The sequence below is a fragment of the Nitrobacter sp. genome, assembly GCF_051535235.1.
Classification (GTDB): Bacteria; Pseudomonadota; Alphaproteobacteria; order Rhizobiales; family Xanthobacteraceae; genus Nitrobacter.
Window position 1 is genome coordinate 328,687 of record NZ_JBPPLZ010000004.1, and the last position, 24,309, is coordinate 352,995.

At 58.5% G+C, this 24,309-nt stretch carries 26 protein-coding genes and 1 tRNA gene; 17 read left to right on the forward strand and 10 right to left on the reverse strand.

Going from position 1 to position 24,309, the window contains the following annotated elements; translation table 11 throughout:
• Positions 1-350 precede the first annotated feature (350 nt).
• Positions 351-620, reverse strand: coding sequence for a hypothetical protein (locus ACS3WA_RS07930; RefSeq protein ID WP_438277972.1), 270 nt, complete (start codon positions 618-620; stop codon positions 351-353).
• Between the two features lie 380 nt (positions 621-1,000).
• On the opposite strand from ACS3WA_RS07930, the gene ACS3WA_RS07935 reads away from it, so the two are divergent.
• From ACS3WA_RS07935 to ACS3WA_RS08000, 14 genes are all read left to right on the forward strand, one after another.
• On the forward strand, positions 1,001-2,278 hold the full coding sequence (locus tag ACS3WA_RS07935) for a tyrosine-type recombinase/integrase (protein ID WP_438277973.1): 1,278 nt from the start codon (positions 1,001-1,003) through the stop codon (positions 2,276-2,278).
• Between the two features lie 44 nt (positions 2,279-2,322).
• Positions 2,323-2,769: a hypothetical protein gene (locus ACS3WA_RS07940; RefSeq protein WP_438277974.1), complete on the forward strand. Its 447-nt coding sequence runs from the start codon at positions 2,323-2,325 to the stop codon at positions 2,767-2,769.
• A 76-nt stretch (positions 2,770-2,845) separates the two neighbouring features.
• A complete protein-coding gene (locus tag ACS3WA_RS07945) occupies positions 2,846-3,061 on the forward strand; it encodes a helix-turn-helix transcriptional regulator (RefSeq protein WP_438277975.1) in 216 nt (71 codons plus the stop codon).
• The gene (locus ACS3WA_RS07950) at positions 3,058-3,276 is read left to right on the forward strand and encodes a cold-shock protein (protein WP_438277976.1); all 219 of its coding nucleotides are present in this window, start codon (positions 3,058-3,060) and stop codon (positions 3,274-3,276) included. The genes ACS3WA_RS07945 and ACS3WA_RS07950 overlap by 4 nt, the downstream gene beginning before the upstream one ends.
• A gap of 11 nt (positions 3,277-3,287) precedes the next feature.
• Positions 3,288-3,941 carry a hypothetical protein gene (locus ACS3WA_RS07955; protein ID WP_438277977.1) on the forward strand — a complete coding sequence of 218 codons (654 nt, stop codon included), beginning with the start codon at positions 3,288-3,290 and terminating at the stop codon, positions 3,939-3,941.
• A 106-nt stretch (positions 3,942-4,047) separates the two neighbouring features.
• Entirely contained in the window at positions 4,048-4,845 is a 798-nt protein-coding gene (locus tag ACS3WA_RS07960; RefSeq protein WP_438277978.1) for a hypothetical protein, read from the forward strand.
• A 40-nt stretch (positions 4,846-4,885) separates the two neighbouring features.
• Positions 4,886-5,008, forward strand: a complete 123-nt coding sequence (locus ACS3WA_RS07965; protein WP_438277979.1) for a hypothetical protein — start codon at positions 4,886-4,888, stop codon at positions 5,006-5,008.
• A 2-nt stretch (positions 5,009-5,010) separates the two neighbouring features.
• Positions 5,011-5,976, forward strand: coding sequence for a hypothetical protein (locus ACS3WA_RS07970; RefSeq protein WP_438277980.1), 966 nt, complete (start codon positions 5,011-5,013; stop codon positions 5,974-5,976).
• On the forward strand, positions 5,976-6,146 hold the full coding sequence (locus tag ACS3WA_RS07975; protein ID WP_438277981.1) for a hypothetical protein: 171 nt from the start codon (positions 5,976-5,978) through the stop codon (positions 6,144-6,146). The genes ACS3WA_RS07970 and ACS3WA_RS07975 overlap by 1 nt, the downstream gene beginning before the upstream one ends.
• A 132-nt stretch (positions 6,147-6,278) precedes the next feature.
• Positions 6,279-8,168 (forward strand): primase-helicase family protein, encoded by a 1,890-nt coding sequence (locus ACS3WA_RS07980; RefSeq protein WP_438277982.1) that lies wholly within the window; start codon positions 6,279-6,281, stop codon positions 8,166-8,168.
• 404 nt (positions 8,169-8,572) lie between these two features.
• Positions 8,573-9,217 (forward strand): hypothetical protein, encoded by a 645-nt coding sequence (locus tag ACS3WA_RS07985; RefSeq protein ID WP_438277983.1) that lies wholly within the window; start codon positions 8,573-8,575, stop codon positions 9,215-9,217.
• Positions 9,218-9,234: 17 nt separating this feature from the next.
• Positions 9,235-9,414 (forward strand): hypothetical protein, encoded by a 180-nt coding sequence (locus ACS3WA_RS07990; protein ID WP_438277984.1) that lies wholly within the window; start codon positions 9,235-9,237, stop codon positions 9,412-9,414.
• Complete coding sequence (locus ACS3WA_RS07995; protein ID WP_438277985.1) at positions 9,414-10,172, forward strand: terminase large subunit domain-containing protein; 759 nt, start codon at positions 9,414-9,416, stop codon at positions 10,170-10,172. The genes ACS3WA_RS07990 and ACS3WA_RS07995 overlap by 1 nt, the downstream gene beginning before the upstream one ends.
• A complete protein-coding gene (locus ACS3WA_RS08000; protein WP_438277986.1) occupies positions 10,163-10,816 on the forward strand; it encodes a hypothetical protein in 654 nt (217 codons plus the stop codon). Before ACS3WA_RS07995 ends, ACS3WA_RS08000 begins: the two co-directional genes overlap by 10 nt.
• A 24-nt stretch (positions 10,817-10,840) precedes the next feature.
• Here the strand turns inward: ACS3WA_RS08000 and ACS3WA_RS08005 are convergent, their stop codons facing one another.
• On the reverse strand, positions 10,841-11,446 hold the full coding sequence (locus ACS3WA_RS08005; protein WP_438277987.1) for a hypothetical protein: 606 nt from the start codon (positions 11,444-11,446) through the stop codon (positions 10,841-10,843).
• 135 nt (positions 11,447-11,581) lie between these two features.
• On the opposite strand from ACS3WA_RS08005, the gene ACS3WA_RS08010 reads away from it, so the two are divergent.
• Positions 11,582-11,761, forward strand: coding sequence for a hypothetical protein (locus ACS3WA_RS08010; RefSeq protein WP_438277988.1), 180 nt, complete (start codon positions 11,582-11,584; stop codon positions 11,759-11,761).
• Positions 11,762-12,370: 609 nt separating this feature from the next.
• Here ACS3WA_RS08010 and ACS3WA_RS08015 read toward each other — a convergent pair.
• The 5 genes from ACS3WA_RS08015 to ACS3WA_RS08035 form a co-directional block, all read right to left on the reverse strand.
• Positions 12,371-13,573 carry a KAP family P-loop NTPase fold protein gene (locus ACS3WA_RS08015; RefSeq protein ID WP_438277989.1) on the reverse strand — a complete coding sequence of 401 codons (1,203 nt, stop codon included), beginning with the start codon at positions 13,571-13,573 and terminating at the stop codon, positions 12,371-12,373.
• A 516-nt stretch (positions 13,574-14,089) separates the two neighbouring features.
• Complete coding sequence (locus ACS3WA_RS08020; protein WP_438277990.1) at positions 14,090-14,989, reverse strand: hypothetical protein; 900 nt, start codon at positions 14,987-14,989, stop codon at positions 14,090-14,092.
• A gap of 86 nt (positions 14,990-15,075) precedes the next feature.
• Positions 15,076-15,151, reverse strand: a tRNA-Lys gene (locus ACS3WA_RS08025).
• Between the two features lie 147 nt (positions 15,152-15,298).
• On the reverse strand, positions 15,299-17,965 hold the full coding sequence (locus ACS3WA_RS08030) for a glycosyltransferase (protein WP_438277991.1): 2,667 nt from the start codon (positions 17,963-17,965) through the stop codon (positions 15,299-15,301).
• Positions 17,966-18,156: 191 nt separating this feature from the next.
• The gene (locus tag ACS3WA_RS08035; RefSeq protein ID WP_438277992.1) at positions 18,157-18,732 is read right to left on the reverse strand and encodes a beta-1-3, beta-1-6-glucan biosynthesis protein; all 576 of its coding nucleotides are present in this window, start codon (positions 18,730-18,732) and stop codon (positions 18,157-18,159) included.
• Between the two features lie 259 nt (positions 18,733-18,991).
• Here ACS3WA_RS08035 and ACS3WA_RS08040 point away from each other — a divergent pair, with 259 nt between their 5' ends.
• Positions 18,992-20,617 carry a beta-(1-6) glucans synthase gene (locus ACS3WA_RS08040; protein ID WP_438277993.1) on the forward strand — a complete coding sequence of 542 codons (1,626 nt, stop codon included), beginning with the start codon at positions 18,992-18,994 and terminating at the stop codon, positions 20,615-20,617.
• Here ACS3WA_RS08040 and ACS3WA_RS08045 read toward each other — a convergent pair.
• Both ACS3WA_RS08045 and ACS3WA_RS08050 read right to left on the reverse strand, forming a co-directional pair.
• Complete coding sequence (locus tag ACS3WA_RS08045; RefSeq protein ID WP_438277994.1) at positions 20,577-20,957, reverse strand: hypothetical protein; 381 nt, start codon at positions 20,955-20,957, stop codon at positions 20,577-20,579. The two genes, ACS3WA_RS08040 and ACS3WA_RS08045, sit on opposite strands and share 41 nt — an antisense overlap.
• A 185-nt stretch (positions 20,958-21,142) precedes the next feature.
• Positions 21,143-22,513, reverse strand: a complete 1,371-nt coding sequence (locus ACS3WA_RS08050; RefSeq protein ID WP_438277995.1) for a hypothetical protein — start codon at positions 22,511-22,513, stop codon at positions 21,143-21,145.
• A gap of 148 nt (positions 22,514-22,661) precedes the next feature.
• Here ACS3WA_RS08050 and glmU point away from each other — a divergent pair, with 148 nt between their 5' ends.
• Positions 22,662-24,023, forward strand: a complete 1,362-nt coding sequence (gene glmU / locus ACS3WA_RS08055; RefSeq protein ID WP_438277996.1) for a bifunctional UDP-N-acetylglucosamine diphosphorylase/glucosamine-1-phosphate N-acetyltransferase GlmU — start codon at positions 22,662-22,664, stop codon at positions 24,021-24,023.
• 53 nt (positions 24,024-24,076) lie between these two features.
• Here glmU and ACS3WA_RS08060 read toward each other — a convergent pair whose 3' ends face one another.
• The gene (locus tag ACS3WA_RS08060) at positions 24,077-24,295 is read right to left on the reverse strand and encodes a hypothetical protein (RefSeq protein WP_438277997.1); all 219 of its coding nucleotides are present in this window, start codon (positions 24,293-24,295) and stop codon (positions 24,077-24,079) included.
• Between the last annotated feature and the right edge of the window lie 14 nt (positions 24,296-24,309).

The following is a 24,309-nucleotide window of genomic DNA, read 5'->3' on the forward strand; positions in this document are numbered from 1 at the left end:
CAAAATGAGTAAGTCATCAACGTGGCGCTACGGCCTCAGGTTCCGCCATCGCCACAACAGACTGAAAATGAGTAAAATGTAGAAATATTCCAATAACTTAGATGTTGCAAGCCGACGCGAAGGGTGGTACTTTCATGGCACCAGGAGGCGGCTCAAATGGATAAAATCAAGCTTCCGAAAACACCGCCAAAACTTCCGAAACGGCCAGCCGAGGAATCGGAAGCCGAGAAGTGGGCAAACAGCCCCGGCCTTCGACCTCCCACGTAGCGACTTCTGGATGCAGGCGGCAGACTGCCGGAGGCCTTCCACCTGGTGGAAGGGCGAATACGCGCGCCACCGCCGGGCGCGGCTTATTTGTAAATGGGAACTTCCCCCTTGCTCGCTTTTTCCATGTCGGCGACTGTCTGGCGCCAATACGCCACGACGGCATTCCAATCCGCATCACTGCGAAGATACGGAAAGTCCTTTTCGTCATAGGCCACGTATTTATCGACGATTGAGCGGACCTTGTCTCGGCTGATGGAGGTCCCGCCACCATTCGAGTAGGCGTGCAAGTCATGGATCGCGGCGAGGATGTCGTCGGTGAGCAGGGCGGCCGCAAAAACCATTTCGAAGTCCATTTCCAAAGTCTCCATCGGCGGAGTGATCTGCCCGATAACAGGTTTCGTTCAACGGGTTTGCCTCATCAGGCCACGATCCATCAAGGGATCGCTCGTGACCGCGACGGCGCAAAGCGTACCAGGGCCGTCCCGACCGAGCTTCTTTTCAATTGGTTGGATTGGTGAGCGCGGAGGGACTCGAACCCTCGACCCCATGATTAAAAGTTATAAAGTCACATCTTTCAGAGCCTTCCATAACCTTTCATGAAAAAAGGTCAGCCTCGATAATATCCTGCATGTATTGCATATTATGACTTTTATGCTACATAGTGAAATTCATCGGGGCCACATGCTATTTCAGTGTCTTGTGGCCCGTATGTGGCCCCAAGGTATTTTCGACGATGCCTGCCAAGAAACACCGAAAAGAACTGACCGTCACCATGGTCAGCAAGCTGAAGGCGCCAATTGAAACGGGAGCGCGCCTATGGGTGGCAGATTTGCTTGTGCCTGGTTTCGGCGTTCGCGTGACTGATAAGGGATCGAAAACCTACGTGCTTCGGACGCGCTATCCTGGTGAGGTAAATGCCAGTCGTCGTGAAATCGGGAAAGTTGGAGAGATCGAACTCACCGACGCGAGAGACAAGGCGCGGGGATGGCTCAAGCTAATTGCTGAGGGAAAAAATCCCGCCGAAGTAGAGACAAAGAAACGCGACGTTCAGATTGAACGAGACGCCACGACCGTCAACGCTATCCTTGACCATTTTGTGAAGCGCCATGCCAGCAAGTTACGCAGCGAGGATCAGATCACGTCCGCCTTGGATCACTACGTCCGGCCCTGGATCGGGGGAACCTCCATCTATGATTTGAAGCGCCGGCAGATCGTGGAGATGCTAGACGCGGTGGAGGACAAGGCCGGGCCGGTTATGGCGGATCGGGTGCTGGCCCATGTCCGCAAGGCGTTCAATTGGCAAACGGCGCGGGATGATGACTTCTTGTCTCCGGTCGTTCGCGGCATGGCGCGCACCAAGCCGAAGGAGCGGGCGCGGCAGCGCGTCCTGACTGATGACGAAATCCGGGATATCTGGCGGGCGCTGGAAACGGCCGACGTGCCATCCTGCTATCCACGCTACGTCACCATGCTGCTGTTGACCATGACGCGGCGCAACGAATCCGCAGACATGAACGCTGCCGAGATCGAGGGCGACCTTTGGACAATTCCTGGCGAGCGCTACAAGAACAAACTGGATCATGTAATTCCATTGTCACCAGGTGCGAAAGCTCTGATCGGCACCAAGCCGAAAGGATTCAAGGGCAATACCTGGTTCGTGTTCTCGACCACGGACGGCAGACGGCCGTTCAGCGGATTCAGTAAGGCTAAGGTGAGCCTTGATTCCGAGATTGCCAAACTACGCAAAGCAGAGGGCAGGGCGAAGATGCCGCGGTGGACGCTGCATGACCTGAGACGCACCGCGCGCACGCTAATGAGCCGCGCCAAGGTGCCAGAGGATCATGCCGAGCGTGCCATGGGGCACGTCATTGCCGGCGTACGCGGCACTTACGACCGCTATTCATTCTTGGAGGAAAAACGCGACGCCTTTCAAAAGCTGGCGGACCTTGTGACGATCATCATCAAGCCACCGACTGACAACGTGGTGCCATTTGCAGGAGCGGTCCACTGAGCAAGATCCCGCTTCCGGGTCCAGATATATCGGATGACGAGCAGATGGCGCACGACCAGGCGGCATACGAGGCACGTGTCCAGTTTGCCTGGCAGGACGCCCTTGAATGGGCAAAGCGTGGCGATCGCCGATCATTGGTGGCACTGCTTCGTGGTGAACAGCAGTTAAGCGAGCGTGAGGTTCTGGATTTCCTTGCCGATTTGGTGGAAGGAAAATTCAAATGGCCTCGTGGTAAGCCGGCGCAGCGACCCGAAAGTACGTTCGCGATGGATACGAACGGAAAGATCGTTTGGGTTGATAAACGCGACGCCACTGTCCTTGAGATGCGGAAATGGGTAAGTGAAAACCGCAGGTCACTTGGTAATGGTGTTTATGAAGCTGCAGCCAAACATTTCGGCATGGACTCCGAATCGGAAAAAGTGATCGAATCTATCGCGACCCTATGCAGGCGCTCGATTAACTCTCGTGTGCGCTCTCGTAGCAGCGCTTAATTCCGATATTAATCTGCTGGCGATTAAGTAAGCGACATGTGTCTCTATGTGCTTCTGAAATTTACAGGAGCACCGCATGTCACAAAAGCTCATCGACTACGCCGATCTTGCCGACAAAGGCATCAACGCCAGCATGGTGACCCTGTGGCGTTGGGAGAAGGCCGGAAAGTTTCCGCGTCGGGTTCGCGTCTCACACCTCAAGGTCGCTTGGGTCGAGGATGAAGTCGACCGGCACATCGCCACTCGCATCGCCGCTCGTCCTGCCCGCACAACGAAACCGGTCGCTGCGTGATAATCACCAAATTCACCGGCACCGTCTCGTTTTGGAACGAGGATCGTGGGTTCGGCTTCATCCAGCGTGCAAGCGATCGAGCAAGCTTTTTTGCGCACATCTCCGATGTTGATGAGGCTTTTGACTCCCTCGCTCAGGGGCAGCGCGTCGAATTCGCGATCGCGGACAGCGACCGAAAGCCGGGACATTTGCAGGCAATCGACGTCGTCAAATAGGAACAAATAATATGGCTATATGGAACACTCTCCGGTCGCAGCTTGACGCACCGCGCTTCACCGCCCACCGGATCGCTTTCGATAAGCTGCAATCCCTGCCCGAAGGGTTGGGTAAGGCAAAAGCAGCAGCGCAAAGCAAAGGCACACTGAACGAGAACGGAATCATCGAGGCCGTTCGGGAATATGCGAGCAAACACGTTGCGGCTAACTTGCGCCACGAGATGAAGCGGCTTGATGCTGGCCGAAAGAGTCTTGCAGACCGCCGGCGGGCGCTGACGATACCGAATTCGGATCCAACCAACGTCGCCGATGCACTGCTCAAACAGGAAATTCGAAAATACGTCCTGTCGCTCGACCCCGCTAAGCGAACGGCGTTGCTTACGGTGGACCCCGACCCGACCGTCCTAGCTGCTGTCTTCGAGGGGCCCTCTTTTTTGACGGAGGTCGACGCCGGCTTGCGCGCTCAGGCTGAAAGCGCATTTGTCGAATCCAAGTTTCCGACCGAGAGCGCGGTACTACGGGAAGATACCGAAGCGCTACAAGTTCTCGAAATGGCGCTTGATGCGAGCCGGAAAGAACTGCGCGAAGCCATGGGTCTTAGCGAGCCTGAGTTCAACAAATGGTTGGCTACCAGCGCACCACTGTCTGACGGTGAGGGAGTCTAATTGTTTCAGTTTGCGAACGGGCGTTTTCTCATCGCCTTTGAGCGCAACGCGGGGAGTGGCGATGCTGCTCCCCGCACAATCACATGGATCGATAGGAGCGTAGAACATGGCTGATCTAGTACACTTGGGTTTTGCGGTAGATTCTGCTTCGCTTGTCGGCGCTTCTAAGGCCCTTAATGCTATGACAGCCGCCGCGAAACCAGCGGCCGTAGCCACCGCCGAACTAAATAAAGCAAGCCGATCAAATAGTCTGACCGCTCAGCTTCTCGGCGGCGAGTTGAACAATTTAACACGCGCCCACGTTGGCCTCTCGACCCAGGCCATGGCGGCACAGCATTCAATGCGTTCTATGATCGAGATGATGATCCTAGGCGCGACGCCGGTCCAGGTGCTCGGATCGCAGATCAATCACTTGACGTACGCTGCGACCGGCCCTGGCGGGTTGAAAGGTGCGTTCACGGATGCGCTCGGTTCGTTCCGCGCGTTTATCACGCCTGCCACGGTTATCGCCGGCGGATTGGCCGCCATCGGCGCCGGTGCCATCGCCGCAGTCGCCAACGATCAGTCGGTACCAGCCAATTATCAAGGAATCGACGTCGACGCGGATCCGGACGTGGTTATCTGGTCGATTGGGCAGGTTCTGGAAATGCAGCGCCACACGCAATTGCCAGACCATATGGGTGCAATCGGCGGCTTTGCTCAACTTTCGACGGTGAGCATGGAGGGGGTTAGCCAGCGCATCCTGCATCGATGGTCCGAGGACCAGACTGGTGCGCCGTTAAAACCGGCACCGATCGATTGGCAACAGTGGCACCGCAATAACCCGAAGCCAAAAACAAATCGACTCAAGCGGGAAATGCTGGAGCGGAAGGCCCGCAAGGCTGGCCTTCGCGTGGTTCGTTAAACGGCAGCGCCGGATTGGAGATGAGATGCAAGAGAATAGGATGACTGAAGAAACAAAAAAGCACGAAGACGAACCGCAGAAAGAAACGAAGTCAGCACCGCAAAATGAACCTGTTGATCCGCTTGGATCTGGATGCGGCTTCATTCCGGGAGAGGGTATCTAAAGATGCTGAAGCTATTCGATCGCGTTAAAGGTAATACCCCAACGACCGGGACTGGAGACGTCACGTTCGGTTCGGCTTCATCGAATGCGTTCCTGACGCCGGCAGAAGCTGGCGCCGTTGACGGCGATACTACTCGCTATTTCATCGTCGACGGTACCGATTTCGAGGAGGGTATTGGGACAATTAAGAGTAGTGTCGCTGCGATGGAGCGCACAACAGTCACAAAGTCAAAGATCGGCGGGACGGTTGGAACGTCCAAGATCAATCTGAGCGGGACGGCGGGGTTCGGCTTCACCGCATCAGCGGCTGATATTTTAATTCCAGTTAACAACCTTGCAAACCTCGCCGACGCTGACACCGCACTGGACAATCTCGGCGGCACAACTGTCGGGAAGGCACTATTTACTGCGACAGATGAAGATGCGGCTCAGGATGCAATTGGCGCAACCGCGGTCGGTGCTGCTGTGTTGACTGCGACGGATGAAGAAGCTGCGCGGGATGCAATTGGCCTAACCATAAGCGGCACCATCATTGATACTTCGTATGCAGAAATTGCGACGTATTCGACCACAAGTGCCGTTATTCCGATTGACAACACGATTCCGCAGAACACCGAAGGCACCGAGATTATTTCGGCTTCGATCACTCCCAAAACCACAACGAATTCCTTGCGCGTCAGATTCTCTATCTCGATGGCGGTCGGTTCGCAGGACAACATCATAGTCGCGATGTTTTTGAATTCCGGGGCTGGCGCGATCTGCGCTCGTTACTCGTCTACTGCGGCCAACTTCTCTCAATTGATGTATATGGAACACGAGTTTGTTCCGGGCGCCACAACTTCCCAAACTATCCATATTCGCGTGGGCACAGGTAGCGGAAGTTCGCTCTACGTCAACGGAAACAGCGTTGGGCGCCTATTGGGAGGCGTTAATTTCGGCTTCCTGGCGATTGAAGAAATCGTGCATTGATGAGCGATATTCCTCTCGATCTGCGCACTACCGACGTCGCGGTTGTCACAGCCATTCTGTTCGAGCTTGAAGAAAGCCAGCAACGAATCACCAATTCGCTTGAGCAACAGCGCCAGCGCATCACAGAGTTGCGGGAAGTGCTCGACGAATGGCGCACGCGCCACGTCTGAAATAAAACCGCCCGGATCGTTGGCGCGACCCGAGCGGTGAAGCGAATTCAAAATTCCTGACACGCATTTTGTACTACGCTTCACTGTTTTTCGCAAGTGCTTACGGTTCGGGCTCCTATCACTGGAGCCCGAATGACTATGTCTTGTTATGCCGAACTACTAAAACGACCTTGCCTCCACGCCATCATGGAGGGGCACCAATATACGCTACCACCGCATGACGTGCAGCTAAGCACGTCGCTGTCGCTCGACACTCTGTTCGCATGGGCGGACCATGCTGCCGAGCACTTCCCGGTTACCTGCAACAGTTTCGACATTCGAGACTTCACTTGGGACCTTCGCAGGCTTGTGCCCGATAAAGAGCAGGCATGGAACGTCATTATCCCGGCACTGGAAAGCTGGATGCCTGACCACGATTGGGACGCGATGTGGGATGCTGCTGATCGGCCGGAACGTGAGAGCGATTGCCTGATCATCAACGACCTTTGCTCGATCTATCACAGCGATGACGCGCATTGGTACTGGACGATGCCAGGTCAGGCAGGCAGGCCAGCCAAAAATGATTTTTGGGAAAATCTCAAACTGGAAGACGCGGACCGCAAGGTTCTGTCCGCGCTGTTCGTAGATTGTGAAAATGAATTAATTGAAGAGTTAAGCGCCGTGGAAAAGCCGTCTGCGACCGAACGTATGAATAAGACCATGGAGGAGTTCGATAAAAACAATACCACAAACAAGGTCCAGTACGATGAATTTTGGTGCTACTCGCCGACACATCAATTCATCTTCACACCGACTGGCGAAATGTGGACGGCAGCGACAATCGATTCACGCCTGGCGCCGATGTTTCCGTTTGCGGGTGCGAAAAAGCCATGGCCTGCATCCAAGATCCTGACGCAGCAACGCGCCGTCGACCAGGTAACATGGGCACCTGGGATGCCGCAAATCATCAAAGACAAGCTGATTAGTGATGGTGGATGGTTCGACCGACCCGACAGTCGCGTTTACAATCTGTATCGCCCGCCGACGATCAAGCCGAAGGTTGGCGACGCGTCACCGTGGTTGAACCACGTCAAGCACCTCTATCCGAACGAGTGGCAGCACATCGTTGCGTGGCTGGCGAACCGCGTGCAACGACCCGGAGAGAAAATCAATCACGCCATCGTGCTGGGCGGTCCGCAGGGCATCGGCAAAGACAGTCTGTTGCAGCCCGTGGCGCAAGCGATCGGTCCGTGGAACTGTTCGGAAATCTCGCCGAGATCGGCCGTTGGGCGGTTCAATGGTTTCGTCAAAAGCGTGATCCTGCGCATCAGCGAGGCGCGGGACCGCGGCGAGCAGGCAGACCAGTACGAACTCTATGAGGCTACGAAAACCTATATCGCCGGGCCGCCCGACGTATTGAGGTGCGACGAGAAGAACCTGAAAGAGCACATGGTCCAGAACGTCATGGGCGTCGTAATGACGACCAACCACAAGGACGGCCTGTATCTGCCTGCCGACGATCGCCGACATTTTGTCTGTTGGTCGAATTTGACCAAAGAGGATTTCGCCGCCGAATATTGGAACGAATTATGGGGTTGGTTCGGCAAGGGCGGAAACGAGATCGTGGCCCGCTACTTGGCCCGCTACGATCTGAGCGGCTTCAACCCTAAGGCGCCACCGCCAAAGACTGATGCCTTCTGGACAATGGTCGATATTGGCAGGCCACCGGAAGATGCCGAGATGGCGGACGCTATCGACGCGCTCGGCAAGCCCGATGCCGTGACACTGGCGATGATTATGCCAAGGGTTGCCCATGGGTTTGGCGAGTGGCTGCGCGATCGCAGGAACGCCCGCAAGATAAAGCACCGCTTCGAAGCGTGCGATTACGTCGCGGTGCGCAATCCTGACGACAAGCGCGATGGGTTGTGGCGAGGCGCTTGGGGTCGACAGACGGTCTATGTGCGTAAGATGCTATCGCCGAAAGATCAGATTGAGGCGGCTCGACGTTTAACCACAAGGCCATTGTCACCACCATCGTATTGATTGGCGGTGTTGGCGGTGTTGGCGGTGATTTCTATCCTGCTCATTGGTGATTTACATCCAGACCTCCATCTTACAAAAACTCGAAATTACAAGTTGACAAGGTGAATAGGACAGGAATCGAAAACGTATAGGCAGGATAGAAATCACCGCCAACACCGCCAACACCGCCACGCCTTCGATGATGTCGACCATTTGGATTCACTGCGCACAAAACGAAACCGCCCCTGAATCCGGTCCGAAAAGCACCTAAAACCACGAAACCCGTGATAATTAGTCACGTGGTCACATTCAAAAATCCTCGTAGAATTGCTATAAATTGACAAATTTTCTATTTCATAGTACATTAGGGCCACATAGGGGCCACATGACTATTGATTGCGCCGTAAATTTGCGAGTTTTTGATCTTGGGTAAGAGAGGCACCCGTTGCACGGTTTGCGACCACGACCATCGTCATCAGATTGAGATCGGGCTGACGCATGGCGTCGCTGCCCGCGTCCTTGGTGATCGCTTCAAACTATCGAAGGACGCCATTCTCCGCCACGCCCGGAACCATCTGACGCCGGCGCAGCGTGCCGCCATCCTGTCGGCACAGAAACCCGCTGCGATCGATTTGGAGGCGCTGCGAACGACTGAGAGCGAGGGCTTGATCGCCAGCCTCGTCGCCCAGCGTGCCCGGCTCCTAGTCAAGGCAGACTTCGCTGCCGAGCACGGCGACATCAAGGGTAGTGTGGCCGCAGAGAACGCTATCACAGCGAACTTGACGTTGGTCGCTAAGATGTTGGGCCAATTGGTCCAGGTTCACGACGTCCGGCACACCAATTTGCTCGTGTCACCTGACTATTTGAGATTACGATCGACGCTGATTGCGGCGCTGAGGCCGTTCCCTGACGCAGCGCGGGCTGTGGGTGCCGCGTTGCACCGGCTGGAAAGCGATGCCGCCACCGACATCACTGCGACTGCAGGCAAGGGTAGGGCCCGTGCGGAGCCTGTCCTGATTGAGCATGAGCAGGCCCCACCTGTCACCGTACTGCCGCCACCGCCATGCTGACCCCACGGAGAGAACCCTTGCCCCCGAAACATCTTCCCGACGCTTACCGCGGCTTGAACTACGAACAGGCTTCCCGAAAGGGTCTTGAATTGGTGACAGAGGCGGCGGGCACGCAGCGATGGTGCCATTACGTCGACGCCCTGGTCGCTTTGCGCGACACCATGCGCCAGTCTAGCCGCGAGCCGGTCGCCTTCTGATGCTGATGGCCCGCGACATGGCGCGGTCACTGGATCCGGCGCTGCTCGCACGAGACGCGGATATCACCTTGGACGAGTGGCAGGCCGACTTCGTCCGATCCGACAAGCCGCAGACCGCCATGCTGATCCCGCGCCAGCACGGTAAGACCGAGGCTAGCGTCATCAAGTCGCTATCCGTCGCGACCACGGAGCCGGGAAGCCTGATCTTGATCGCCTCGCCGGCGCAACGGCTTTCCGATGAATTCGTGCTTCGCGCTCGCACCACGTACAATCGCATTGAGGATGCCCCGTCATTGGTCGGCGACGCCGCCCGCCGCATCGAATTCGATAACGGCAGTCGCCTGCTCGCACTCCCTGGTGATAACGACGGTGACACCATCCGCGGCCTGGCAAATGTGCGCCTGGCCATCATCGATGAGGCGGCCCGATGCTCTGACGCGTTGATTGCAGCCATTCGACCGATGTTAGCGACGAACAAGCGGGGTCAACTGGTTTACCTGTCGACCCCCAAGGGCAAGCGAGGCTCTTTCTTCGAGACGTGGACGTCGAACGATCCAGAGTGGCACCGCATTCAAGTTGAACTCGGATCCTGCTCGCGCATCACACCGGAATTCCTGGCGCGCGAACGCAAGAACTTAGGCGAGACGAAATTCCGCGAAGAATACCTCTGCGAATTTCTTGACAACATCGACAACGCCTTCCCAACCACCGTCATCGAACGCGCATTTACGAGCGAGGTTGAACCAATATGGGCTTAGCCCCCTACGGACGCGAAGAAATCAACGAATGGGTTCTGGCTGCGGATATCGGTCAGAGCAACGACCCGACTGCGATCTGCGTCATGCAGCATCAGATCGTGCAGCACAGGAACATCGATGAAATTACCCGCATTAGCGAGCACTTCGATGTGAGATACCTCCAACGCCTTCCCTTGGGCATGAATTACGTGGACCAGGTTGTCGAAGTACGCCGCCTGCTTGCCCGTCCGCCGCTATGTGATGGCTGTTCATTTGTGATCGACAACACCGGCGTCGGCCGTGCTGTTGGCGATCTATTCGACGAAGCCGGCATGTTGCCGACAAAAGTGTCGATTACCGCTGGCAACGAGCAAACAAGGATCGATCATCAGCACTGGCACGTCCCTAAGGGAATTCTAATCTCGACTCTGGATGCTCGTCTCCATCTTGGCGAGTTGCGTATCGCTGCGGATCTGATGGAAGCTGGCCCACTTAAAGACGAGATGAAGGACTTCCAGCGGAAGGTAAGCGCAGCGGGAAGAACCCAGTGGGAAGCGCGCGTCGGAAAGCACGACGACCTCGTCCTGGCCGTTGCTCTGGCTTTGTGGTCATTCGTTGGACAGCCGAAATTCGAGATCGTAACCGCACCGCTTGATTTCTATTAGGTGGTTGTAGAAACCACAGTATGGTCAGTTAGGCGCTGCTGTGTAAGCGACCACGCTCTGCCAGCGGATATTCATCAATCCGGTTTCCGTGTCGGCAGTGAAGAACTCGCCCCCGTCATGAACGAACGCCTCAACCTTTTTCAGTCCCGACCAGCTCTTTGCTCCATCATCCTCCACACGCCATAGATTTGGGTTGGGTTGATCTCTGTTAATAACGCGACCGAACGGGAAGACGCGACCGGTTCTGCGCAGTGAAAGGTGTTTTTGATCTGCTTCGAGCAGCATCTGGAAACCCTTTTTGCGCGCAGATGACGATAGCGCGCCTTCGATCAATCCAAGCGCCGCGCCGGCACCGATGGCCCATCCGGGTGATCCCAAAAATCCAATGCCTGAGGAGACGCCGCCTATTTTGGATAGGGCTATTTCGCGTAGTTTCGTAATCTCCGAGACCATCTCGACGGGATACAAAGTGATGCCACGAAGTTTCAGCAATTGGCCGGACGTGAGCAGAACGACGCCGACTTCCGTAATTGGTGCCTTTGAGCCTCCTTCTAACTGCTGCCGATCTTTCAATTGGTTACCCCTCCGACGATCGTTGCGTTGACAAACTCCATCGGTGTAGTTTGTCAACAAAGATCAATGAAATCAAATACTTATTGACTTAGCATCCGACGTGGCGTAGGGTGTGTTTGTTCAGAAACGAACGCGGCCCGCCGCAGTGCTACCAACACCAAGACGGGCCTAACCCTCAAAATGGAGCGACCCATGTCGAAGGATAGCCGTCAGAATAGCACCAAAACAATAGATATGGATTTCGTCGCGCGCACAGTCCTGGTGCTCGCCAACGGTGTCGTGCTGGACGAAAAAGAACAGATCCTCGCCGCTGCGGAAGCACTGGCAAACGAATGCGGGATCGAGGTGCCCGATTTCGGTTTCGCGGCTTGAGGAAGGCGACGATGGATATCGACGTACCGCCGCAGAGTACGAAAAATCGGGAGTTCATCAAACCGCGAGCGATGTCGTCGACACGGCCATCACTGATCTATGGGCTTTTTACTCGGCAGGACACTTCAGCCGGGAACACATCGGCGCGATCGTGGACAAGTACGTTCGATACGACGACGATGAGCCTTGGCCGCGTGATGACGTCGATTGGGGCAACGTGGTGCCGCTGAAGTGAGCAGTCGGCGCGGGCGGCCGCGCTGAGTCGGATTAAACTTTGCAACACTCACCAAGTGGAAGAGAAGTCTGAGACGCATCGAAATCTGGCAATTTCGACTGTTTCTTCCATACTATGAATTTCCTTGAGTAAACCGGCCGGCGCTTCTAATCATATCAGGATAGCGAAGTATCACCGAGAAATGTTGACCCACGCGGTTGCCATGCAATTTCGTATGCTCGTTTTGCAGGCGATGTCGTATCCATCGTCCATGTTCACTAGATGGCTGGCTTTCGTAAATTTTGTCCAGAGATTGTGACGCAACGCTTTGGACGAATGACTGCAGTATAGTTGTTACCTTCTGCCTTTCCATTTCTCGGTTGAACCTGTCCCCCCTAAATCGGATAATCCAACGAGAACGCCCGCCCCCCCATCTTCGCAACAAAAGTTTTGAGATGCTCTGCGAAGTTTCCATTGAGGGGTAATGCTCCATGCATCTGGTAGGCAACAACGAGTGGGACCAGAATCACAAATTCGATTTTGTGATCGATGCTCCAGGCAGTCACAAACGTTCGAATAATGTCGTATGCTTGTTCGATGTCGCGGGGAGCTAAATTGAAATAGTCAAAAGCTTCAATCAGAAATTTTAATGCCTCGTTATCGGGTGGCATCGATAGCTTATCCTCTGCGATAGACGCACGATTCCATAAATCTTCGATGAACTTCCGTCGCGATATCGGCTCAAAGTGATAGGCCCGATTAAAGAAGCGCGACAAATACCCTTCGCTGTCGAATTCTGCTCCATACACCGCACGGATCGAGTGTCTGAGTTGCTTCGTATCGGTGGCGACGACGAACACAACTTGATCCAGTTCGAACAGATGCTTGATCCGCTCAAGCATCGCTATGGCGAATGGGGGTCGACAACGATCAAGTTCGTCGACAAAGACGAAAAGAGGCAATTTTTGTTTGCTGGATACCGCCTGCAGAAAGGCAGCTATGCTTGAGCGGAATGACGAGATTGTTCGTTTCCCTTGGCGGAATTTTTCGAGCAAGGCTTTTCCTTGCTGGTCAATAACTTCGCCAACCGATTTTGCAACCGAGGATGCGGCTTCTTTACCTGTTTCCGCGATTGAATCGCTGTCCATCAGTTCGCCGATCTTATCGGCTGCGTCACCGACGATTCTTTTCGTCGCTTGGACGACGACGCCTTTTAATCCGGCTATGGCGATCGCGCCGGCATTGCTCTTGACTGCATCCCAGGCTTTTTGAGCTTTACCTTTACCTTTGACGACTGGGGCCACGGCAACATCAATGCAGTCCATCACCGAGAGTAGAGGGTCATCGGCATGGTCGTCATTCCAGGCGTTAACCTCGGCGACTAAATAACCGTCCGCGCGAAGCATCTCCGCGAATCGACACAAAAAGAATGATTTGCCTTGCCCCCATTCGGCGTTGAGGTTCAAAACGTATGACGCGCGCTGACCGGCCGCTGTTTTTTCCGCTATCCTGTTGAGCAGGAAAGTTTTGAGGTATTCCGCTTGCTCAGCACGTCCGAGACGATCGTCGACCCAAATATCTTTCGCAATGTCGTGCAATCGTTTCCCCTTCGATCAATCAATGTCTCGCGGCCAGGATGCAGGCGAATACGATCACTAGCGCCGCAACCCAACCGGCCCGTTGAATGATCTTCCGATCACGCCACGGCAGACGATTGAAGTCGCGTTCGTTGGTCAGTTCGTAATTCTCTTGCGAGCGCCAGCCCATCACTTTCATCCAGAATAGCAGTTAAATCGTCCGTGTCTCACGCCGCGCCGATAGCCCTGCGAGATTTGCGTTTCCAGAAATTCGTTTGCCAGGATCAAAGCTCGAATCGTCGCGCGTAGATCGCCATCGCAAGCCTCGATTGCCTCTGCGACCGCGACTTCCAGACTGTCGCTTTCGTCCCGCTGTGGACCGGCTTGCATGTCGCTGTTCCGTCTTGACCCGACGGGGAACATGTTCCCATTTTGTTCTAATGGAGTCAAGCAGCCCTAAGCGCCGTTTTCTGCCACCGTGGCAAGTTCACCAGGCCCAACGCGGGACTATTCGTCGTCAGCGACTCAAGCGCGATATTAATGGGGTAGGGTGCCGATCCAGGTTACTAGGGCATGAGCGACCGAATTCAGCGCAGAGGACACAGATAACCACCACGGTATCTGGGCCAAGCGTTTTCCGATCTCTGCGCCGAACCCTTTGACCGCAGAGGTGGTAAACTCGTCAATATGGGTTTGCAGTTTACTGACGTACGCTTGGGCAATTTTAGCTGAGTGTAATAATTTCGGTTGGTCGGTTGCTGAGGTTGGAGCCTGAGCTTTAAGTAGATCAATGAGTTTGCGAATCTCCTCTTCCTCAAAAGGCGGATCAAACTCGGGTGGCCTGTTGTGGCCCGGCCCAATCGGCAAATCCATTTGGGGCTTGGGAGCGTCCAAAGCGGCTTCAAGCGCCGCGACTCGGGCTAAGAGTAAATTGAAAGTCGACTCGGGGGTGTCTTCCACTTCCGCTGTCGCATCGAGAGTGAGTTCGCCGAGCGCACCTGATCCAACGCGTCCCGCACCCGCCATCGCGCGGTCGGCTAGAGAAGGGTGAGGGGCCACCGATCCGGGCAATTCAACACCCGGGTATTTGTTCTCGAAGGCTTCTTTTCGTGACTGGATTGCCTTGCGCAACAGCGCCAACGAACGCTTTCTGCACTCCCGTACCTGACCCACGTCGATGAGAGCGGAGTCAAACTGAACACCGAACTCGGCCGCCTCACTGTATTGCTGATACGCAAACGAACCGAGAGTAAAGGCATCGGCCAGCGTCTCCCGAATCGCTATTCCAAGCGCATGCAATTCCGCAGGGTCGAAACTGTTCGGATCCAACGTTTCGACTTCAGACAACCGGAGCTCGAGTCTGCGGATTTTTCCTGCAAATTCGTTCCGGGCCGGCCGCGTGAGCAAATCTTGGAAAGAATTCTCCGGAACGTTCATGCCGCCCCTAAGTGGCCCTTCATGTGGCCCCAATAAATTTTTGCCTGTCATTGGACGCTAAAATTCGTCATAAGTTATTGATTTTATGGTGAGCGCGGAGGGACTCGAACCCTCGACCCCATGATTAAAAGTCACGTGCTCTACCACCTGAGCTACGCGCTCACATGCCGCGCTGTGTAGGGGTACCCTCCGTCCGGGTCAATAGTCGCCGGGTTCGGCGCGCGATACTGCACAACGCAAACAAACTCACCGAAATCCAGACCTTACAGGCAGGATTTCCAGCAATCTGCAAAGAGTAATGCTGGCCGATCAGGTTGTCTCGCGCTGAATCTCGGGGACGACCGGAGGTGATCCGCCGGTCGGCATTGGTGCCGGCCGCAGCCCGATCAATTCGGCGCTGCGGATGCGGGCATTGCGCCAGAACGAGAATTCATTGATGCGCGAGGTCTCAAGGATGGCGATCGCGACGGCCGACAGGAAGGGCAGGCTCTGCAGCACCAGCACGCCCGCGAAGATGTAGATCTCGTGGACGCCCTTGTACTGGTTGGACGCGATCAGCACGGCCGCTCCGGCGAGCAGCAGGACGCCGATCACCGCTTCCCAGAACGCCTGAAACTCGATCGACATCCGCGACAGGCCGCCCTTCGAAGTACGCGCGAAGGCAAGGTGCTCCGTGATCAGTCCCTGCGCGACCGCCCGGGAGACGGTCCATTGCACCGACATGGCGGCCACCATGGCGCCCAGCATCTGCGGGGTTTTGACTGGCACGCGCAGGCGGTACAGCGTCACGAAATGGGCCAGCGACACCACGAACGCCGCGATGATGGGCAGCGTCAGGATCTTGTCGGGGATGGCGATATCGGCGAAAGCCACGATCGGCACCCAGATCAGGTTGAGGATCGCAACGACGACCCCCAGGCTTTCGGCGCCGAGCCAGTTGAGCCAGCCGAGCGTGAATTCGCGCTTCTGGTCCTGCGAGAGCCGGCTCGCGCCGGGAAGAAAGCGCCGCCAGTGCTTCTTGACGATCTGGAAGCCGCCATAGGCCCAGCGGTGGCGCTGTTTCTTGAACGCTTCGTAGGTGTCGGGCAGCAGGCCGTGACCGTAGCGGGTGTTGGTATAGTGCGTGAGCCAGCCGTGCTCGGCCATCGCAAGGCCCAGGTCGGTATCCTCGCAGATGGTATCGCCGGCCCAGCCTCCCGCCATATCCATCGCGGCGCGGCGGATCAGGCACATCGTGCCATGGACGATGATGGCGTTGACTTCGTTGCGCTGGACCATGCCGATGTCGAAGAAGCCGGCATATTCTCCGTTCATGATGTAGTGCATCAGCGAGCGGTCGCCGTCGCGGTGATCCTGCGGGGCTTGAACGAGGCCGACGCGCGGATCGTTGAAGGCCGGCACCAGGTCTTTGAGCCAGTCCGGCTGCACCACATAATCGGCATCGATGACGCCGATGATCTCGGCGTCGGCGGCGGTGCGTTCCATGGCGATGCGCAGCGCGCCGGCCTTGAAGCCCTCGACCTTTTCGGCGTTGATGAACTTGAAACGCTCGCCGAGCGCGCGGCAGTGATCCTGGATCGGCTGCCAGAATGCCGGATCGGGGGTGTTGTTGATGATCACCACGCATTCGAAATTCGGATAGTCGAGGCGCGCGACCGCATCGAGCGTCTGCTTGAGCATCTCGGGCGGCTCGAAATAAGCCGGGATGTGGATCGAGACTTTGGGCGCCGGACCGGCGGCCGCTGCCTGAGTTGCCGCCACCTCTCTGGTGATCAGCCGCCGCGGGCCTCGTCCGAACGCCACGGCCGCGATCTCCTCGATGCGCGCCATCGCGATCAGGATCAGCGGCACCAGCAGGATCAGGCCGAGCGTCAGTGCGAAGGACGAACCGAAAACGAAGTAATGGGTGGTCCAGTAGGCGAAGACCGTCGCGACCCAGGCGCCGACGCCGTTGGCGGTTGCCGAAAGCAGCGTGGCCTGCATCACCGTGGGACGGACCAGCCGCAGGATGGGCAAGGACAGCAGGATGCCGATCAGAAGCGCGATGCCCGCAAGCTTCCAGTAGGCTTCGTTGACGACGGGACCGGTCCAGGAAAATTTCGGCTCGCGATCCGCGTTGAGAATGCCCCAGTAGGGACCGACGCCGCCTTCGAAGAACTTCCACGGCTGATCGATGGCTTCGACGATGTTGTATTCCATGCCGATCGACTCGGCCTTGGTGACGAAGTTGCGAAGCGTGACGGCCTGCTGGAACGGACCCGGATCGGCGTTCCGGAGATTGTACCCCGCGCTCGGCCAGCCGAATTCAGCGATCACGATCCGTTTGCCGGGAAAGGCGTCGCGCAGTTTCTGATAGATGATCAGAGCCTGATCGACGGCCTGCTTGCTCGAAAAGCCCTCCCAATAAGGCAGGATGTGCGCGGCGATGAAGTCGACCGACGATGCAAGCTCGGGATGCTCAAGCCAGATGTTCCAGATTTCGCCTGTAGTGACAGGCACATTCACGGAACCCTTCACGCGCTGAATGAGTTTGATCAGGTCCGAGACTTTCTGGTCGCCTCGATAGATCGTTTCGTTGCCGACGACGATGCCGTTGACGTTGCTGTTGTGCTTCGCAAGGTCGATGGCGGCCAGCATCTCGCGCTCGTTGCGCTCGACATGCTTGTCGATCCAGGCGCCGACCATGACCTTGAGGCCGAATTCATTGGCGATCGGGGGCACGAGTTCGACGCCGCCGGTCGACGAATACAGGCGGATCGCGCGGGTCAGGGGCGCCAGCGCTTTCATGTCGGACCGGATTTTCTCGACGGTCGGAATATTGTCGATATCCGGATGCGCCGACCCTTCGAAGGGCGCGTAGGACACGCTGGTCAGGACGCCCTTGAAGTCGGGGGCCTGCTGCTTGTCCTGAAGAACACCCCAGAGCGCGGCGTGTGCAGCGGTCACAAATAGAAGAACGGCGACGACAGCGCGCATCGCGACTGAACCATAAGGGGCGAGCATAACAGGACCGCGGACCCGTCCCCTAGGCCCGACACATCGGCAGAGATAGTTCTGCCATGCAATTTAACAACTCGTATGACGCCATGGCGTTTTGAGGGCGGTCGACGCGTCAACCGCGAAAATCGGATATCGTTCCTTCGCAGGCCCGGCAGAAATGCACGCAGCTATTTTTTCGGCGCGGCGGGAGCAGGCGCCGGCTGTGCCGGCGGCGGAGTCGCAGGGGCCGGCGCAGCGCCTGCGGCCGGTGCGGACGTCGCATCGGCGGCGGGCTCGGCCGGTTTCGCGTCCGGATTGATCCAGCAGGTATGGACGCGGCCGCTCAGTGCGTCGGGTGCCTTGGGGTCGATCGGTCCGAACCGGACCAGGCAGCGGAATGCCGCCTGAACGTGTCCGCCGGGGCAGCCGAAGCGGTCGTAAAGATCGAGGTGACGAAAGGCCGTGTCCAGGTCGTCGCGCCACATCAGAACGACCACGCGACGGCCGAGCCAGACGCATTCCGGATTTCCCGCCGGGCCGTTGATGACGCGCGCGGCTTCGACGAATTCGTCGGTTTTGCGCTGGCTGTCCTTGGCGGTATCGGCCGCATTGGTCGAGTTGGCCGGGGGCGACTTGTTCTGATCCTGGGCACGCAGATCGCCGCTTTGCGCGATCGCGCCTCCGATGCTGAACAGCAAGGCGAAACCGGGAACGGCAAGACCGCGCAAAAACGCGTTGTGGAATCCGAACAGCATTCGACGCATGACGTCTCCCGGCTCTCGCTGCCGCAACCGTATGGCGGCAACGCCACCTTTATCCAGGTGTCAGATGCCGCTCAAATTGGTCCCCAATGCGGCGGAGCATCCCCGGGATTCCATGGCGGAAATTCGGGATATTGTCCAGCAAGCCGGCCGGTTTAATCCGATCGTGGTAAAGCCGCGGCCTCATAAGGTTGTGGTCGTCCGGCCGCCGCTCTTGGCATAAGCGCCTCGACCCGCTAATCGACGACTCGTCTCGCGGAGGATGGAGCCGATTTCCTTTCGTACGCCACTGGCGCTTCTCGTCATTTCGCTGGGCCTGATCGCGGCGGCGTGGTGGTGGCTCGGCGAGCCGATCCGGCTTGCACGCGCGCCGATCGATCCGGCAGCGAAACTGGAATGCGTGTCCTATGCGCCGTTCCGGGGCGAACAGACTCCGCTGGTCGCGACCACCGAAATTCCGCCCGAGCAGATCGCCGAGGATCTGGCCCAACTGGCCAAGATCTCGAAATGCGTCAGGACCTATTCGATCGAGAACGGCCTCGATCGGCTTCCGGCTCTGGCGGCGAAGGTCGGTCTCAAGGTGATCCAGGGCATCTGGCTCGGCAACGATCGCCTGAAGAACCTCGCCCAGATCAACGTCGCGGTCAGGCTGGCGAAGGAAAATCCCGACACCATCATCGCGCTCGTTGTCGGCAACGAGGTCCTGCTGCGCGGGGAAATGACCGCCGCCGATCTCGCCGCCAACATTCGCCTGGTGAAGTCGCAGGTGAGCGTGCCGGTGACTTACGCGGACGTCTGGGAATACTGGCTGCGCAACCGCGAGGTCTATGACGCGGTCGATTTCGTCACCATCCACATCCTGCCGTACTGGGAGGATTTTCCGATCCGCGCGCGCAACGCGGCCGCGCATGTCGACGCCATCCGCAAGCAGGTCGCCGTGGCGTTTCCCGCCAAGGAAATCCTGATCGGCGAGACCGGGTGGCCGAGCGCCGGCCGGATGCGGGAGGGCGCGTTGCCGTCGCGCGCCAACCAGGCGCGCGTGGTGTCCGAAATTCTCGACATGGCAAAGCGCGAGAAATTTCGCGTCAACCTGATCGAGGCCTATGACCAGCCCTGGAAGCGTCAGCTCGAGGGTACGGTCGGCGGCAACTGGGGCCTGATCGACGCCACCCAGCGCAAGCTGAAATATCCACCCGGCGAGCCCGTCAGCAATTATCCACTCTGGAAAATCCAGATGGGCGCGGGGATGGGCTTATGTGTCCTTGTTTTCATGGTCGCCATGCTGACGTTGCGGCGGAAGCCCTGGAAGCCGCGGTGGATGTCCTGGATCGCGGTTGCGGTATCGGCGACGGCGGCGGGAATCCTGCTCGGAGTAGCCGTGGACAAGCTGTGTTACGAGAGCTTCGGCTTCGGCAACACGCTGCGCTGGGGATTGCTGCTGGCGGCCGGAATCCTTTCGCCGCTGCTGGGCGCGAATGCGCTGATGTCCGGGCGCGCGCTGCCGACATTCGTCGAATTGATGGGACCGCGCCCCGGCCGCACCGGTTCGGCGCTGTCGGTCATGCTGGGAATCACGCTGTTGGTGACGACCCTGATCGCGGCCGAGACGGCTCTCGGCTTCGTCTTCGACCCCCGCTATCGCGACTTTCCCTTCGCCGCGCTGACGATGGCGGTGGCGCCATACTGGGCGCTGGCGTGGCTCAATCGCCCGCTCACCGGCACCCGCCCGATCGCGGAACAGGTTTTCGCCGGCCTGCTGGTGATCGCGGCCGTCTATGTCGGGTTCAACGAAGGCCCGAAAAACTGGCAGTCGCTGTGGACCTGCGTGGTCTACGTCATGCTCGGCATCACGCTGTGGCGGGCGCGGGCCGCGCAAATCCAAGGATAAGCAGGCCGATCGCGAGACCGGACAGGCCGACATTGTAGAGGACGATTCCGAATCCGGCGGCAGCGAGCCCCGCGGTCAGCAGCACGATCGACGGCCGGATCACGTGCAGCACGGCGATGACCAGCGCGGCGATGCCGAAAACGTGGTTGCGAAACAGGTAGGTCGCGACGCTGCGGCTCCCGCACAGCATGGTTTGCAGGCCGCCGTCGCACGCCAGCGACACCGTGGACAATTCGACCGCGAGATAGCGCAGATAGAGTGCGTAACCAACGCTGAGAAACCCGACGATCAGCAGCCATTGCACCTGATAGGGTGTCAGCCGGAACGGATCTTTTTTCATGGGGCCAATATGATCCGGAACGCTCGGTCGGACAACCCGGCAGCACTTCGTTTCTGATCGAATAAGGAACGAAGCTTCATGGTTTTGTTTTGACGGGTTTTCTTCAAGCGAACCTGTGTCGTCCTCCGGTCAAGCCCCAAGGACATGCTTCGCTCGAAACCACTGTCCCGGCACCATCGGCCGCTTCAGTGTGAAGACGAGCCGAATGCTGGCTGCGGCGCTGGCTGCGTTAATGGCGTTGGCGGCGGCTGCGGCGCCGGTTCTTCGGCGCGCGCGGGTTGTCCGCTGTGCCGATGCCGTGACGACCTCCATTTCGGTTTTTTCGGGGTGGCCGCGGCGGCTCCGCTATCCTTGGCCTGTTCGTTGGTGGCAAGGCGTTGACCTTCGAACACGGTCGTTTCGCAGGCGCGGCCATTCTCGGTCATGACAGCGCAAATCCTTGCCGCGGCCGCCGCATCGACGAGCGGTCCGGCGACGAGACGCAACTGCATGCCGATCCCGTTGCTGTGTTCCTTCAATACAATGATCGGGTGAAGCGAACTCAGTTCCTTTGCCTCCGATTTCAGAACGCTTCGCCACAGCGCCCGCAAGCCCTTGATCGAGTTGGCGCTGCCGAGATCGACGCCGAAATCGGTGTGCGGCACAGGAATGTGGGCCGGGGATATTGACGCCCCGGGTGCCTCGATCACCGGAGGGATGGACGCGACCACGATTTGCGCATCCTTGCTCCTGGCTTCCCGGCGCGTGTGAGGCTCCCCGTCGTCGTTCGGCTTCGTCGTCGCAGGGGTAACGGATGACGTTTCATCGGGTTCGGGCCTCGTTGCAGGCGCGTCCCGGGCGGCGACCACGGGTCGTGATGCGGCCTCGGGTCCGGCCTGCATCGCGGCGAGTGATGAATTCGCGGGTGCGGGGGCCGCGGATGACGGCTTTGCCGCTGGTTCGGCCGCCGTGACAATCGCAGCCGCTGCAGACGGCGGTGCGTTCGCGGAGGATACGCCGTTTTCCGAACGGCTGTTTGACGCGCTGGCGTCGAGCCGCGCCGTCCGCAGCGTAAAATCGGGCGGCGGGAGGAGCGGCGGCTCCGCCGGTAACGGGTCCAGGGCGGCTTCCGTCGGAGAGACCTGATGCGGTTCGTTCTGCGCCGCATGTTGCCTGATGGAGCCGGTGACGGAATCGAGTCCCTGCTCGAGCACGGTTATGCGGGCAAACAGCCGGTCGCGATCGCCGTTCAATGTTTCGATGGCGGACGATATGCGGCTGATTTCACGTTCGCTCGCCTTCGCTATCGATTGAAGCTGCTGCGATTGCCGTGCCAGATCGGCTGCGCCGGCATGGTCCTGCCGGAAGGCGATCCCGGCTCCTTTTCCGGGTCCGTTCCCGGTCTGGTTCGCCAGGATTGCGAGGGTGATAGCTGCGATCGTGCCGAGGCCCCAGGATCCGAGGCGCCACAGGACACGGCGGTCGAACGTGCCCTCGTCGGCCAGAAATCCGCTCAGCCAGCCGCCACTGTCGTCGGCCGGTTCCTTCGTCGATGATTTTTTTTGATTCTTCGTCATAATTGATGACGTCGGACCCCCGCACACCGAATCATGGCCAAATGCTAACAGGAAATCCGCCCGATCTCAGGGAGCCGGGCAGTTTCCCCTTCGGGCAAAACATTTTATGACGGCGCGGCGCATGATGCGCCGGAGAATGAGGGCTCGAATGACCGGCCGAAGCTGTCTGACCGTCGTGCTGGCTGCAGGCGAGGGGACGCGGATGCGTTCCGCCCTGCCGAAGGTGCTGCATCCGGTGGCGGGGCGGACGCTGCTGGCGCATGTGCTTGCCGCCGCTCCGGCGGGGCCGGGAACGTCGCTGGCGGTCGTCGTGGGTCCGGGCCAGGAGGCGGCCGTAGCCGATGAAGCAAGGCGCGTGCGGCCCGATGCCATGACGTTTGTCCAGAACGAGCGTCTCGGAACCGCGCATGCCGTGCTCGCGGCGCGCGAGGCCATCGCCCCCGGCGCGGACGATCTGGTGATCGCGTTCGGCGACACGCCGCTGATCTCGGCCGACACGTTCGCGCGGATGCGGGCGCCGCTGCATGCCGGCGCGTCGCTCGTCGTACTCGGCTTTCATGCCGCCGATCCCACGGGCTACGGCCGTCTGATCGTGGACGACGGCCGCTTGACGGCGATTCGCGAACAGGCGGAAATCAGCGCCGAGGAGCGCCGCATCACGCTGTGCAACGCCGGTCTCATGGCTTTCGACGGCAGGACGGCGCTGCAGATCATTGAAAAAATCGGCAACGCCAACAGCAAGGGCGAATACTATCTCACCGACGCGGTCGGTATCGTCAGGGAGTCCGGTTTGAAGGCCACGGTGATCGAAACCGGCGAGGACGAGGTGCGCGGCATCAATACCAAGGCTCAATTGGCAGAGGCCGAACAGGTCATGCAGGCACGGCTGCGCAAGGCGGCGCTCGATGCCGGCGTGACGATGACTGGCCCCGAGACGGTTTTTCTTGCCGCCGACACCTCGTTCGGCAAGGACGTGACCATCGAGCCTTACGTCGTCATCGGGCCGGGCGTGACCATCGCCGACGGCGCCGTGATCCACTCGTTCTCCCATCTCATCCAGTCGTCGATCGGCAGCAAGGCGCAGGTCGGCCCCTACGCGCGGCTGCGGCCGGGAACATCGCTCGGCGAGGGCGCGAAGATCGGAAACTTCGTCGAGACCAAGGCCGCCGTGCTCGAGGCAGGCGTCAAGGTCAACCACCTCACCTACGTCGGCGATGCCCATGTCGGCGCTCGCGCCAACATCGGCGCGGGCACCGTCACCTGCAACTATGACGGCTTCAACAAGTCTCGCACCGAGATCGGCGAAGGCGCTTTCATCGGCTCCAATTCGTCGCTGGTCGCGCCGGTGAAGATCGGCAACGGCGCCTATGTCGGGGCGGGTTCGGTGGTCACGCGGAACGTCCCGGACGACGCGCTCGCGGTCGGACGCAGCCAGCAGACCGCGCGCGAAGGCTGGGCGAAGCGATTCCGTGAGATGAAGGCGCTCGCTAGGAAGCCGAAGACCGGTTGACATCAGGCCGGTCGAAAATCGGGGCAGGGGACGTGCCGGCCGGCACCGGCTGCCTACCCGTCTTCCTCGAATTCCGAGAACATTGCCCGCGTCAGGCGCCAGCCGCGCGGCTTCGCCCGTTGCGGCTTCTCGTCAGGTTTATGCCGGACGATTTTCGGCTTCGCGACGGTGCCGCGGAACGGCGGCGGCCAGTGCGCGAGGCGCGACGCCCCTTGTCCGAGCGAGGACCTTCGCATCGCGGAAAACTGTTTGGGATCGCGCGTGTTGTTCACCGTTCATGATCCTC